The sequence below is a fragment of the Paraburkholderia sp. J11-2 genome (assembly GCF_905220185.1).
Lineage (GTDB): Bacteria > Pseudomonadota > Gammaproteobacteria > Burkholderiales > Burkholderiaceae > Paraburkholderia.
This window is the reverse complement of the sequence record NZ_CAJMYY010000009.1, coordinates 117,028-130,613: the sequence shown is the minus strand read 5'-3', so window position 1 is coordinate 130,613 and position 13,586 is coordinate 117,028. Positions and strand designations below refer to the sequence as shown.

Annotated in this window: 12 protein-coding genes; 6 read left to right on the top strand and 6 right to left on the bottom strand. The window is 61.9% G+C overall.

The genetic code is table 11. The features are described from left to right. Positions 1–5: 5 nt before the first annotated feature. Together U5A57_RS14795 and U5A57_RS14790 are read left to right on the top strand one after the other, a co-directional pair. Positions 6–1,184 (top strand): fumarylacetoacetate hydrolase family protein, encoded by a 1,179-nt coding sequence (locus U5A57_RS14795; protein ID WP_321911994.1) that lies wholly within the window; start codon positions 6–8, stop codon positions 1,182–1,184. Positions 1,185–1,207: 23 nt separating this feature from the next. After that, complete coding sequence (locus U5A57_RS14790) at positions 1,208–2,650, top strand: aldehyde dehydrogenase family protein (protein WP_321911992.1); 1,443 nt, start codon at positions 1,208–1,210, stop codon at positions 2,648–2,650. A gap of 43 nt (positions 2,651–2,693) precedes the next feature. On the opposite strand, the gene U5A57_RS14785 is transcribed toward U5A57_RS14790, so the two are convergent. The 4 genes from U5A57_RS14785 to U5A57_RS14770 all read right to left on the bottom strand — a co-directional run bounded on the left by U5A57_RS14785 (position 2,694) and on the right by U5A57_RS14770 (position 6,303). Further along, the gene (locus tag U5A57_RS14785) at positions 2,694–3,389 is read right to left on the bottom strand and encodes a phosphatase PAP2 family protein (RefSeq protein ID WP_321911990.1); all 696 of its coding nucleotides are present in this window, start codon (positions 3,387–3,389) and stop codon (positions 2,694–2,696) included. Positions 3,390–3,675: 286 nt separating this feature from the next. Next, positions 3,676–4,791 (bottom strand): succinylglutamate desuccinylase/aspartoacylase family protein, encoded by a 1,116-nt coding sequence (locus U5A57_RS14780; protein ID WP_321911988.1) that lies wholly within the window; start codon positions 4,789–4,791, stop codon positions 3,676–3,678. Between the two features lie 94 nt (positions 4,792–4,885). After that, the gene (locus U5A57_RS14775; protein WP_321911985.1) at positions 4,886–5,662 is read right to left on the bottom strand and encodes an ABC transporter substrate-binding protein; all 777 of its coding nucleotides are present in this window, start codon (positions 5,660–5,662) and stop codon (positions 4,886–4,888) included. A gap of 341 nt (positions 5,663–6,003) precedes the next feature. Then, positions 6,004–6,303: a hypothetical protein gene (locus tag U5A57_RS14770; protein WP_321911983.1), complete on the bottom strand. Its 300-nt coding sequence runs from the start codon at positions 6,301–6,303 to the stop codon at positions 6,004–6,006. Positions 6,304–6,625: 322 nt separating this feature from the next. Here U5A57_RS14770 and U5A57_RS14765 point away from each other — a divergent pair, with 322 nt between their 5' ends. Next, complete coding sequence (locus U5A57_RS14765) at positions 6,626–8,548, top strand: enterotoxin (protein WP_321911981.1); 1,923 nt, start codon at positions 6,626–6,628, stop codon at positions 8,546–8,548. Here the strand turns inward: U5A57_RS14765 and U5A57_RS14760 are convergent. Further along, positions 8,545–10,374, bottom strand: coding sequence for a beta-galactosidase (locus U5A57_RS14760; RefSeq protein ID WP_321911979.1), 1,830 nt, complete (start codon positions 10,372–10,374; stop codon positions 8,545–8,547). The two genes, U5A57_RS14765 and U5A57_RS14760, sit on opposite strands and share 4 nt — an antisense overlap. Positions 10,375–10,487: 113 nt before the next feature. Here U5A57_RS14760 and U5A57_RS14755 point away from each other — a divergent pair, with 113 nt between their 5' ends. Together U5A57_RS14755 and U5A57_RS14750 are read left to right on the top strand one after the other, a co-directional pair. Further along, a complete protein-coding gene (locus U5A57_RS14755) occupies positions 10,488–11,048 on the top strand; it encodes a DUF308 domain-containing protein (protein ID WP_321911977.1) in 561 nt (186 codons plus the stop codon). A gap of 129 nt (positions 11,049–11,177) precedes the next feature. Further along, on the top strand, positions 11,178–11,558 hold the full coding sequence (locus U5A57_RS14750; RefSeq protein ID WP_158762316.1) for a PLDc N-terminal domain-containing protein: 381 nt from the start codon (positions 11,178–11,180) through the stop codon (positions 11,556–11,558). An 88-nt stretch (positions 11,559–11,646) separates the two neighbouring features. Here the strand turns inward: U5A57_RS14750 and U5A57_RS14745 are convergent, their stop codons facing one another. After that, the gene (locus U5A57_RS14745; protein ID WP_321911974.1) at positions 11,647–11,970 is read right to left on the bottom strand and encodes an RcnB family protein; all 324 of its coding nucleotides are present in this window, start codon (positions 11,968–11,970) and stop codon (positions 11,647–11,649) included. Positions 11,971–12,422: 452 nt separating this feature from the next. Between U5A57_RS14745 and U5A57_RS14740 the strand changes: the two genes are divergently transcribed. Continuing rightward, positions 12,423–13,583 (top strand): efflux RND transporter periplasmic adaptor subunit, encoded by a 1,161-nt coding sequence (locus U5A57_RS14740; protein ID WP_321911972.1) that lies wholly within the window; start codon positions 12,423–12,425, stop codon positions 13,581–13,583. Positions 13,584–13,586 lie beyond the last annotated feature (3 nt).

Here is a 13,586-nt window from a genome sequence, read left to right as displayed (position 1 = left end):
GCAGCATGACCTCGAACACCTCATCAAACTGGCTTCCCAGCGACGTCGGGCAGGCATTGCTCGTTGGCCGCGTGTGGCGCCGTGCAGGCGAGCACGAAGGCCCCTGCGTCGTGCTCGTTCGCAACGGCGAAGTCATCGATATCACGGCGAGCGCGCCGACCACCGCGGACCTTTTCGACCGTGAAGACGTCGCGCAATTTGCACGCACGGTGAGCGGCGAATCGCTCGGCCCGGTGGAGAAGCTGATCGAAGCGAATCTGCCCGGCAGCGTGGCGCCGGCGCTGCGTCTGCTCGCGCCGAACGACGTTCAGGCCATCAAGGCATGCGGCGTGACGTTCGCTGTGAGCCTGATCGAGCGCGTGATCGAGGAGCAGGCCGGCGGCGACCCCGCGAAGGCGCAGGAAGTTCGCGAAACCATCGCGGCCACGATCGGCACCGATCTCTCGAAGATCAAGCCGGGTTCGGCAGAAGCGATGAAGCTCAAGGCGGAACTCGAGCGCCGTGGCGCGTGGTCCCAGTACATGGAAGTGGGCATCGGGCCCGACGCGGAAGTTTTTTCGAAGTCGCAGCCCATGTCGGCAGTGGGCTTTGGCGACGATGTCGGCTTGCTGGCGGCCTCGGTCTGGAACAACCCCGAGCCGGAAATCGTGCTGGCTGTGAACAGCCGCGGCGAGATCGTCGGCGCGACGCTCGGCAACGACGTGAATCTGCGCGATATCGAAGGACGCTCGGCGCTATTGCTCGGCAAGTGCAAGGACAACAATGCCTCGTGCGCGATTGGCCCGTTCGTGCGCCTGTTCGACGCGTCGTTCACGCTCGACACCGTGCGCAAGACGAGCGTCGCATTGCGCGTCGAAGGCACGGACGATGACTTCGTTCTGGAGGGCATCAGCCACATGAGCGAAATCAGCCGCGACCCGGCCGACCTCGTGTCGCAAACGTGGGGCCCGCATCACCAGTATCCCGATGGCTTCATGCTCTTTCTCGGCACCATGTTCTCGCCGATCAAGGACCGCGATACGGCGGGCGGCGGCTTTACGCACCATCTCGGCGACAAGGTCACTATCTCCGCGCCCGAACTCGGCGCGCTGGTCAACACCGTGCAACTGAGCACGGCACTCGCGCCGTGGACCTTCGGCGTGCGCGCGCTTTATCGCAATCTGGCTTCGCGCGGATTGCTGTGAGCCACTGAATCAGGAAACGCAACATGAACCAGTTCGACAATTACATTGGCGGCCAATGGGTGCGCGGCGCCACGGCCTCCACCAACGTCAATCCGTCCAATCTCGACGACGCGATCGGCGAATTCGCGCAGGCAGACGACGCGCAGACGCGCGACGCCATTGCCGCCGCGCGCAAAGCCTTCGCGCAGTGGTCGCTTTCTACGCCACAGCAACGCTTCGACCTGCTCGACCAGGTAGGCAGCGTCATTCTTGCGCGCAAGGCCGAGTTGGGCCGCCTGCTCGCGCGTGAAGAGGGCAAGACGCTGCCGGAGGCCATCGGCGAAGTGGGCCGCGCCGCGCAAATCTTCAAGTTCTTCGCCGGCGAAGCGCTGCGCCTTGGCGGCGAGATCGTGCCCTCGGTGCGGTCGGGCATGACCGTCGAGGTCACGCGCGAGCCGATCGGCGTGATCGGGCTCATTACGCCCTGGAACTTCCCGATCGCCATTCCCGCCTGGAAGATCGCGCCTGCGCTGGCCTACGGCAACACGGTCGTCATCAAGCCTGCCGATCTCGTGCCGGCGAGCACGTGGGAACTCGTGAAGATCATCGCGGAAGCGGGTGCGCCGGCCGGTGTCATCAACCTCGTGATGGGGCGCGGCTCGGTGGTGGGCGAGGCAATCGTCAGCTCTCCTGACGTCGACGCCGTGAGCTTCACCGGCTCGGTCGCGACGGGCCGCGCGATTGGTGCGAAGTGTTTTGCAACGGGCAAGAAGTTCCAGCTGGAGATGGGCGGCAAGAACCCGATGGTCGTGCTCGACGACGCCAATCTCGACGTGGCCGTCGAAGCCTGCATCAACGGCGCATTCTTCTCCACGGGGCAGCGTTGCACGGCGTCGAGCCGACTCATCGTGACCGAAGGCATTCACGACCGTTTCGTCGAAGCGATGAAGGCGCGCATGAAGACGCTGAAGACCGGCGACGCGCTCGCGGACGGCACGCATATCGGGCCGGTTGTCGACGACAAGCAGCTTCAGCAGGACGAGCGCTATATCGCGATTGCGCGCGAAGAAGGTGGCGAGGTGTACGGCGGCGAGCGTGTTGAAGGCGCCACGCGCGGCTATTTCCTTGCCCCCGCGCTCGTCACCGGCACGACTTCGGCAATGCGCATCAACCGCGAAGAGGTGTTTGGCCCGGTTGCCTCGGTCATCAAGGTCAAGGACTATCACGAGGCGCTGGCCGTGGCGAACGACACGGAGTTTGGTTTGTCGGCGGGTATCTGCACGACGTCGCTCAATCATGCCAACCATTTCCGCCGCCACGTGCAGGCCGGCATGGTCATGGTGAACACCGCGACGGCGGGCGTGGACTATCACGTTCCGTTTGGCGGCCGCAAGGGTTCGAGCTACGGCCCGCGCGAGCAAGGCAGCTACGCGCGCGAGTTCTACACCACCGTCAAGACGGCGTACGTCAATCCGGGCGCAGTGTGATGCCGCGCGGGCGGCGCGCCAAAAGCGTCGCCCGCGCCAGATTTCAGCTCATTGCGTGCAACACGGAGTGGGTGAGTCGCAGCAGATCGTCGAACTGCGTGACCAGTTCGAAACATACGAGAAATGCCATTGCGGCGGCCGGGCCGGGAAAGCGCGTCATCAAGCGCAGCGCGGGTCCGGCGGTTCGCTTCCTGATGGCGTCGCGCGTCATCAGCCAGGTGATCGCGACACCGATTACGCCGCCCGCGATCAGATCGGTGGGATAGTGATAGCCGAGATAGGCACGCGGCAAGCAGATAATCAGTAGCACATATAAAATCGCCAGCGCGCCGACGAACCGCCACACAAGAAAGATCCCCACCGCAATCGCCACCCACAGCATCGCGTGATCGCTTGGAAACGAGCTGAAGTCAGTCAGTCCAGCCGCCCGCAAGGACGACGAGGCGAAATGCAGATGCAGATCGGGATTGAAAATTGGCCGTTGCCGGAACGGTAGAAAGCGCGCGAGGAGGCGACCCACGGCCAGCGCGATCAGGCCGCTGGCCACCGTGGCGAACATCATCTCGCGCCGCCACTCGCGACGCTCGTTTGGCTGGAACCAGATCCACGCGATGAGCGGGATGAGGACATAACCTTTGAACGTGTAGAGCCCCGCCATCACCCGGATCGCGTGATTGAGCAGGGGCGGCAGATCGATTCGGGTGAGCGCTCCCAGAATGACGGTATCGAAACTGTTCATTTATTGTGGGCCATTCTGCTGACTTTATTTACGAATGAGAAAGGCGGCCGGAAACGGAAGTCCCCGGCCGCCCTGGCGCCCAATGCGTTAGGCGTTGGCAATCGTAAGTTTCAACCCGGCGCGCATAGGTAAAGAATCGCAAGCAAGTGTAAATGGCGCTTGCGTGCGTGCTCACTGCGCCGCAAAGGCAGGCAATGTCCTTTGCGATATGCCTGCAGGCGTGTTGTTCCCGCGCTGTTACGCCTCGTCACAGATTCATTGCTGGCGAACTGTGACCCCACATAAGTTAATCGGGCAGCAGCGACCCGCTGCGCAGCGGCGTGGCGCCTGCTACCCACGCCACTTCCATCCCTGCCGTGGCGAAGCGTGTGCGTTGACGTGCGTACAGCATGCCGGTCACGGAACTCGCGATCGTGACGACGCGATCGGTCAGCGGATCCACCACATCGGCTATCGGCTGGCCAGGTTCGACCTTGACGCCAACCGGTGTGCGGAACACGAGCACGCCGGAGGCCGGCGCGATGAGCGATTCGGCGCCCGCCAGCGGCGTAGGCGCGTATTCGAGCCGGGGCAGTGGCGCAGGTGTGCCCTCGATCACGCCGCGATGCATGAGGTAGTCGATGATGGCGTTCGCATCGCGCTCGGCGAAGTCGTAGCTCACATCCGCCTGGCCGCGCAGCTCGATCGTCACGGAAACCGCGCCGTTGGGAATGGGGCATCGCTCGCCATAGCGCTCGCGCAGCGCGGACCAGCAGAAGCTGTGAATCTCATCGAAGGGATTGCCGTTCGAATTGAGCGCGAAGAGCGATGCTTTCGCGTCGAGATAGCGAGCGAGCGGTTCCACATCGGCCCACAGGTCGGGGTTCGTATAGAGATGCATCGCGCCTTCGAAGTCGCAATGCAGGTCGAGCACGACATCGGCGTCGTATGAAAGGCGCTGGAGCGCGAGACGCTGCGAGCCGAGTTCGGTGGTCGGCGCCTGTTCGTCAAGCGCTTCTCGCATCGCCGCGCGCACGGTGAGCAGATTCTGCTGCGCGTCGCCGGTGAGTCGAGGGCCGACACGCGGAAGCACGAGTTCGGCGAGATCGTGGAAATGGCGGTTGAAATTGGCGGCGGTGCCGCTTTCGAAGCGGCCAAGCAGTTGGCCGAGCAGGCGCTGATTGAGGCCAATCGGATTCGGCACGGGCACCACGACGACCTCGCCGCGCAGTTTTCCTGCGGCTTCGAGCATGGCCACGCGTTTGCGCAGCGCCCAGGCGACCAGCATGCCGGGCAGTTCGTCGGCATGCAGCGAAGACTGGATGTAGATCTTCTGTGCGCCGGTTGGACCGTAGTGGAAGCTCGTGAGGTGCCGCGCGGTGCCGAGCGCCGGCGAAATGAGCGGATGGGTTTGCGTTTGCATGATGGCGTGAGCGCGAGGTGAACGTCCAGCGGCTGAAACAGGGCAAAAGGCGCGGGAATGTCCCGCGCCTTCGTCGTGTGTAGCGTGCCTGGGCTTACGAACCGTACACGTCGAATGCGAAGTATCGCGATTCGATCTTCTTGTACGTGCCGTCCTGGATCATGTCTGCGAGCGCTTTGTCGATCTTGACCTTCAGGTCGGTGTCGTCCTTGCGCAGGCCGATAGCGGCGCCGTTGCCGAGGATGCCGCCCGGATCGCTCAGCTCGCCGCTCGTGAACGCGTAACCTGCGCCGCGCGGGGTCTTCAGGAAGCTCAGGTCGGCCTGCACCGCGTCTTGCAGCGCAGCGTCGAGGCGGCCGGAGAGCAGGTCCGCGTAGACCTGGTCCTGATCCTGGTAAGGCACGATCTTCACGCCGTTGGGCGCCCAATTCGCTTTGGCATAGGTTTCCTGAGTCGTTCCCTGCTCGACGCCAACCGTCTTGCCCTTCAACGAATCGGCCGTGGGCTGCAGGGTCGAGCCTTTCTTCGCGACGAGACGGCTGGGCGTGTGGAAGACCTTCGACGAGAACGCGATTTGCGCTTCACGCTGCGGCGTCTTCGACATCGAAGAGAGCACGGCGTCGAACTTCTTCGCCTTGAGCGCCGGAATCATGCCGTCGAATTCGCTTTCCACCCAAACGCACTTCGCGTTGATGCGCTTGCAGATTTCATTGCCGACGTCGATGTCGAAGCCGACGAGCTTGCCGTCCGTGCTTTTCGATTCGAACGGGGGATAGCTTGCATCCACGCCGAAGCGGACGGTGGTCCAGTCCTTCGCACAGACGGAGGTTGCGACGGCGAGCATCGCCATGCACAGGGCAAACTTCTTCATTGACGTGGAGTCTCCAATATGTCTTTCAACGCCGCCTTGACGGATGGCGGCTTGGTCAACAGCGGGCCATCACGTCAGCCATGTTGTATAGACAAGATAAGGAATCTCACATATTGAGGCAAGTAGGGTTTTTGCTGGCGGGAGGTGTAATCGCTTTGACATATAAGCGTTACAAGTTGGAAGGGAGGCTTCGGGGGGGGCGGAGAGCGTTGTAAGCAGTTATTGGCTAGACAACTAGAAGCGGCTAGCCAGCGAGAACTGCTATCGCGCGAGTGGCGCGAGTACGGGGGCGGGCGCGCGCATCAGGTTGCGCGCGCAACTATCTGGGAAGCGCTTGCCGGTCAATCGTCGTCGTCGCCGTGATGATGTCCCCAGCCGCGATGGCGCCCATGGTCATGCCAGTGGCGCTCGTCCTCGTCGTGGTCGTAGCGGTAGTAGCCGTAAGCCGGGGCCGCTTCGTAGACCGTTGCGGGGGGCGCTGCATAAACGACGGGCGGCGGCGCCTCGTACACCGGCTCGGGCGCGGCATAAACCGGACCGGGAACGCCGAGATAGACACCGATATCGGCATGGGCGGATGCCGCGCTGCTGACACACGTCCCTGCGAGCCCTGCGAGTAGATAAAACGTCAGGCGATTCATGATGATCTCTATTCCATTGAACGGACGCGGTTGCAATGGAAGCGGATTCTAGTCGCTGAGCTTACGGAAGGAATGCGCGGAATTGTCAATCGTGTAACCGGTGGTAAAGCAACGGGAAAGCGCGCTCCCTTAAGGTTCTCATAAGAATATTTTGGGGCGCGGAGTCGGCATTCGTTTGGGTATGCCGCTTTAGGGTCATTACACGCATGTGCGCGGTGCGGGTTGAATGCGCGTGCCGGTTGCCATTACCCTATGAGAACTGTTTGCGCCCACGACAGGTTGCCCGATGCGTGCCGACGATCGACCCTCTACGCAAGCCTGCATGCCCGAATTCCGGAAGCAGGGCGACGCCTGTTCGTTCGGGAACGATGTCATCGCATTGCACTGGGCACTCGCAGATGAACACCTCACCCGCTTCTCAGTCGTCGATTGCGCAGGGGAACGCGCGTTGCCGATCGTCGCGCCCTTTGCGTTGACCCTCGCGGACGGCGCCACTCTCGGCCCGAGCGACATGCGCGTCGTTGCGCCGGTACGGGAACAGGCGCTCGCCGCCAACCCTCGAGCTTCGCGATTGGCCGAGCGCCTGGCGGGCCGCCGCGTAAGTGTTGCGCTGGAAGACGCCCAAGGACGCCTGCGTGCGCAATGGAGCGTGGAGCAGCGTGACGGCGCGCGATATTTGCGTATGACGCTGGACCTGAGCGCACGGCGCCAGGACGAAGCCATCGCCGTGGTTTCGCTGCTGCAGACTCGGGTCGCGGGCGCACAGGCTGGCAGCGAACGCAAGGGCACGCCGGTCGTGGCGGGCAGCTTCTATCTGGGCTTCGAGCTGCCGCTTGCAACCAGCCACGTGGAAGGGGCAAGCGTGAGCTTTACGCTGCAACGCGCGCTGCCGCTCGAAAAGCACCGGACGCTGACTTACTCCGCAGTGGCCGGCGTGGCTCGCGAAGGTCAATTACGTCGCGATTTCGCCGCATACCTCGAACAGGAGCGCGCCCGCCCCTATCGCCCGTTTCTGCACTACAACAGCTGGTGGGATATCGGGTACCTCACACCTTATACGCAGGAGCAGGCGCTGGAGCGTATCGAAACGATCGGCCGCGAATTGCATGGCGTACGCGGCGTACAGATCGACTCGTTTCTTTTCGACGATGGCTGGGACGACCTTGGCGGCGGCTGGCATTTCAGCCGCGCATTTCCGCAGGGCTTCGTGCCGCTGCGCGACGCCGCAGCACGATTTGGCGCCGCGCCGGGCGTATGGCTGTCTCCCTGGGGGGGATATTGCGCGCCAAAGGAGCAGCGGGTCATGCGGGGCCGTGCCGCCGGTTATGAAGTCATCGACAACGGCTTTGCGTTATCGGGGCCGCGGTATTACGCGCGTTTTCACGAAGTCGTGATGAACCTGCTTGCGAGAGACGGCGTGAACCAGTTCAAGTTCGACGGGACGGGCAACGCAGACAGTGTGTTTCCTGGCAGCCTTTTCGATAGTGACTGGGACGCGGCGATCCAGCTCATCGGCGACATTCGCGCGGCCAAACCCGAAACCTTTATCAATCTCTCGACCGGCACGCACGCATCGCCGTTCTGGCTGCGCCACGTCGATGCAATCTGGCGCGGTGGCAACGACGACGGTCAAGCGGGCAGCGGCACGAACCGCGAACGCTGGATTACCTACCGCGATGCGCAGACTTATCACAACGTCGTGCAGCGCAGCCCGTTCTTTCCACTCAATTCGCTCATGCTGCACGGTATCGTCCTTGCACAGTGCAATCCGCGTCTGAATACGCCGGAAGGGGGCGCATTCGCTCACGAAGTCTGGTCGTTCTTCGCAAGCGGAACACAATTGCAGGAGCTATACGTCACGCCTTCGCTGCTGGGCGAAGACGACTGGAACGCACTCGCGCAAGCTGCCCGATGGGCGCGAGCGAACGGCGACGTTTTGCTCGACAGTCATTGGATTGGCGGCGCGCCCGACGAAGCGGCCATCTACGGCTGGGCGGCGTGGGCGCCGCACAAGGCGATTGTGACGCTGCGCAATCCGCACGACGAGGCGCAGCGCTTTGTACTGACGCTGCGGCATCAACTGGAACTGCCGATAGCGGCAGCGGGGCGGTTTCACGCGCGCAGTGTCTGGCGTGCGAATGTGGCCAGCATTCCGGCGGTACTGGACGCCGACGCACCGCTTGAAATATCGCTCGCCCCATTCGAAGTGCTCACGCTGGAACTGCTGCCGGCATATGGTTGCTAGTACAACGAATTGACCAGGTGCACCGGCTTCGCCTCGGTCTGGTGCTGGTCGAAGATCAGCACGTCGTTCCCGCCCTGCGCGAGCCACGGAGCGGGGCAATACAAGCGCTGTTGCGGGCCGATACTCCAGTAGCGCCCGAGATTGTGCCCGTTGACCCACACCACGCCTTTGGTCCAATGGCTCATATCGAGCCATGTGTCGCCGACCTCATTCAAGTCCAGACGCGCCTTGAAAAAGAGCCCGGGTTTCAGCGGATTCGTGCAGCGCTCCTTCAACCCGGCGATGAACGCTTCATCCATCGGCAGCAAAAAGGCTTCCCAGTCCTTGAGCGACGAGATGGACCCGTCGGCGTATTGCAGCTTCACGGGCTCCAGCAGGCCTTTGCGGTCGACAATCGCAGGCCCGAAATTGACGCGCCCCATGCCCTCTACGAGGATTTCCAGCGCACTCGGCGCGGCAGTCGAGGTGGCGGGCAGCGCGAGCGGCGCGCGATGCGTCACGCGCAACGCTTGTGCATAGCCGTGCGGAATCTGTGCGCGCGAGACGCCACCCACGTAATGCTCGCCGACGAAAACCGCCGCATAGTCATGAACGCCGCTGATATCCAGCGCGCTGGCGGGTTGCGCGGGCAACGTTCTGCGATACAGCATGAAGCCCGATGTCAGGCCGTAGTGTTCGAAGGAATGCGGATCGGCGCTTGACTCGCGTGTGAGGGGCAACGGCAGATTGTCCCAGACCGAAGCGTAGAGGGTTGGCGCGAGCGCGAGGCCCGATAGTGTGGCGATGGCATCGGGAATGTCCGGCAAAGGCTCGCTCAGGTAGCTCGCAATGATGTCGCGGTACTTCACGTATTTCGCCGTGGCCGCTCCTTGTTCATTGATCGGCGCGCCATAGTCGTAGCTCGTGATGTCGGGTTGATAGTTGCCTGACTCGTCCACGTTCGCGCCGGCAGAAAAGGCAAAGCTCGTGCCGCCATGAATGACATAGAGGTTGAACGACAATTGCGAGCGCATGAATTCCGTCAAGACGGCGGAAAGGTCGTAATCGAGCCCAGCGAATACCGGCTCGCCCCAATGCGTGAGCCAGCCGGGGTAGACCTCGCCCGCCATCGCGGGCACCGCGGGAAAGGCGCGGCGCACCGTTGCGATTTGCTGCGCGTTGCCGTTGCTCAACGCAATCGCACCGCCTTTCACGGTGCTGCGATTGCGTTCGAGTTGCGCAAGGCCGTCTTCGGTATAGAACGGCCCTGTTATGCCGCCTCGTAGCCAAAGCTGCCTGAGTTCTTCCAGATATGCGGGATTGCTGGCGTACGATCCGAACTCATTCTCGATCTGGATCATGAGGATCGGCCCGCCTGCTTCGAGCATCAACGGCTTGATACGCGGAACCAGCTCGCCGATGTAGCGCGCAACCGCCGCCATGTAACGCGCGTCGGTGGCCGAGTCGGTGCGCAGTTGAATGTCCGGGTCGCTCAGCAGATAAGAGGGCAGGCCTCCCAGGTCCCACTCGGCGCAAACATACGGCCCTGGCCGCAACAGCACCCAGAGCGCTTCTTCCTGACACAGACGGATGAACGCTTCGATATCGCGGTTGCCGCTCTCGAAGTCGAACACGCCTTTGCGCGGCTCGTGGTAATTCCACATGATGTACAACGCGATGCAGTTCATGCCCATCGCTTTGGCCATGCGGATACGATGCAGCCAGTACTCGCGTGGAATGCGCGCGGGATGCATCTCGCCGCTGCGAATCTGGAAGGGCTCGCCGTCGAGCAGGAACTGCTGGCCGTCGGGGCTGAACGAGAAGGTGTGGCTGCGTTCGAGGTTCACAGTGCAATCGCGCCCTTGTATTTGCGGACTCAAGCACTATACTTCCACGGCTGATCGTAGAACGCTTAATTTCGCTTAAGCCTATAATTCGGCAAGAATACGCGCAAGTCAGAATGCCGAGCTATGTAACCGTATTGACGCAGTTACATTCGAATATGCCAAAGCGTGCTATTTTTCCAATTGCCAGTTCAACCCTTCTCGTCGCGGCGGGAATTATCTGCATCGTCTTGTCGCTCACGACAAGGTCAATGATCGGAACGCTTTTCATCGCAAGGATGCTGCTGTTCTGCGGCTTCGTGCATGCCTTGAATCTCTTCACGACGAAAGACTGGAAGCTCGCCATCAGGCGCATTCCGCCAGTCATCGTGCCCGTTCTCATCGGCATTCTCATTCTGGTCAACGACAGCGCGCGGGCGCGCGGTCTTACCGTGATGCTGATGATCTTCTTCGTGCTCGACGGCTTCTTCAAGATCATTGCGTCGGTCGGGCAAGACGTGAAGCTCAACAATATCGGCATTGTCAGCGCGGCGCTGTCTTTCCTGCTCGCCATTTTTCTGGCCGCGAATTTCCCGAGCGTGCCGTTGCCCTTGCTCGGACTGTTCCTCGGGCTGGATCTCATTTCCATGGGTTTGGTGCCGTTAGCCGGCCGGGAGCGCAGGCGCAGCCTTGTCTGACCTGATGAAAGCGAAGCTGGCTGGCGCGTCACGTCCGTGCATCACGTTTCGCGCGCTCGGTGTAGCCTTCGATGCTCGTGTCAGCGCACAGTTACCGTTTTCCACACGCAAAACCGACGGAGGCGATTCATGATCTTCGCAAATGGCTTTACGTTTTCGAACTTCATTATCGATGCGTTTTCGATATTCATGTTCATTCTGTGGTTCTGGTTGTTCATCACGATCACGAGCGACCTGTTTCGCCGAACCGATATATCGGGATTCATGAAGATCGTCTGGGTGATATTTCTGATTGTTTTGCCGTATATCGGCATATTCGCCTATGTGCTCACGCAAGGCAGGGACATGGCGCATCGCAACCAGGAGCGGGCGCAGAAGGCACGCGAAGAACTGCGCCACATTGTGGGCTACAGTGTCGCAGACGAAATCGAGAAGCTGGACAAGCTCAGAACGACAGGGTCGATTTCAGACGACGAGTACAAGCGCCTTCGCTCGCGGCTCGTCGATTAAGCGGGGCGGCCGGCACGGCAACCGCCCCGGCATGAATCAGGCAGCAATCGCGCGGGCTACGCACACGTAGCCCGTTGTGTGATCCCGCTTATTCAGTACCCGGAACGATCTTCGCGATCTTCCAGTTGCTTCTCGACACCAGCACGTAGTCGCCGTTCACGCCGAGCCACTGCTGCCCGCGCTTCGGTGCGTCCAGGTTATGCGATTTCCAGTCCTTCATCTGATAGTTGTAATGCCGGTATTTCGAGGGGACCTGATCGCCCTCGTGCCAGTCGCGATGTGGCATGGTCGGCATGACCTGCTGGCGGCCTGTCCCCTGGCTTTGATCGCCGCCGGAGCCTTGTGCAATTGCTGACGAGGAGACACCGACGACGAGCGCAGCGATGACTGAGAGGACGAGTTGGCTTTTCATGATTCGATCTCCTGAGGCAAGAAGATGATTGACGTCGCCATGACGTATGGCTTATTCGGTTATAGAACAACCTGAAAGCCGTGATGTCCGACTGTACGAACGTGCCCTTAAAAGCGTATGGGCAATGGCTGGAATACGGAGAAATCCAGCGGTGTGAATAAGGGTGTGAAGCGTCTATCCATAGTAGTAAACGGAATTCCGACTTCAAGAAATTTGCGAATGGTTGATTTTGTGGCCGTTTTGCGTAAATCCTGTGAATGCATGAAAGCGTTATCTGTTAGATAACGATCGAAATGCGGTGTGCTTTTCCCACGCGTCCGCGCTTGCGGACTGCACACATCGGGGGCCGCAAATCGCAGTTTGAGAGAACATCGCAGTGAGCCGTTCGAAAACATGCGCAACGAGCCGTTCGGGCGCGCGTGTACCGACTCTATTTTTCGGTGGAGCCTCGCGTGTCAAACTGCGAACTCAAACGCTATCGACCGTTGTTGATCGTCGTTGCGGCAGCGTTGCTGCTGGCGGGCTTCGGATGTCGCGACCGCCAGGCTCAGGGCGGCGCTGCGCCGCCGCCGAGCGTGCTGGTCGAAACGGTTGCGGCGCAATCCATTCCGCGCGTGATCGAATTGCCTGGGCGCATCGAAGCGATCCGCTCGGCGGAGGTGCGGGCGCGCGTAGACGGCATAGTCGAGCGGCGTCTGTTCGAGGAAGGCACCGACGTGCGCGCTGGCGCGCCGCTCTTTCTCATCGATTCACGCGACTACCAGGCTGCATTGCAGCAGGCCCAGGCGGCGCTCAACCGGGCCCGGGCCGTGCAGGGCAATGCGGCTTCGGAAGTGGCGCGCTTCAAGCCGCTGGTGGCGCGCCAGGTGGTGAGCGCCCAGGAATTCGAGGCCGCGACGGCCGCACTGCAGCAGGCCGACGCGAATGTTGCGGACGCACGCGCCGCCGTGACGCTCGCGCAGCTTCGCCTCGATCGATGCACGGTTCGCGCGCCCATTGCGGGCCGTGTCGGCCGCGCGCTCGTGACCGAAGGCGCGCTCGTCAGTGCGGCTGGCGCGACCTTGCTCACGCAGGTCAATCAGCTCTCGCCCGTGAACGCCGTGTTCACGCAGTCGAATATCTCGTTGCTGGAAGTACGCAAACAGATCGCGTCGGGCTCGCTCGCCGCGCCGGCCGCAGACCGCGCGCAAGTGCGGCTGACGCTTTCGAACGGCGTCGACTATAGCGAGCCGGGCGTGCTCGACTTTACCGATCTCGTCGTCGATCCGTCCACCGGCACGCAGGTGCTGCGCGCGCGCTTCAACAATGCGTCGCGCATTTTGTTGCCGGGGCAGTTCGTGCGCGGACACATCGTGATCGGCACAATACCGAACGGCCTGATTGTCCCCGCGCGCGCCGTGCAGTTCGACAACAACGGGGCGAGCCTCTCGCTCGTGGCCGACGATGGCACCGTCGTGCGGCGCAATGTCGTTCTCGGGCCGCAGGAAGCGGGGCAATGGGTCGTGAAGGATGGGCTCGAGCCCGGCGAGCGTGTGATCGTCGACGGCTGGCAGAGGGTGCAGCCGGGGCAGCGCGTGGACGCCCATCCCTTCGCCGCTCCGAGCCACTCCTGAGCG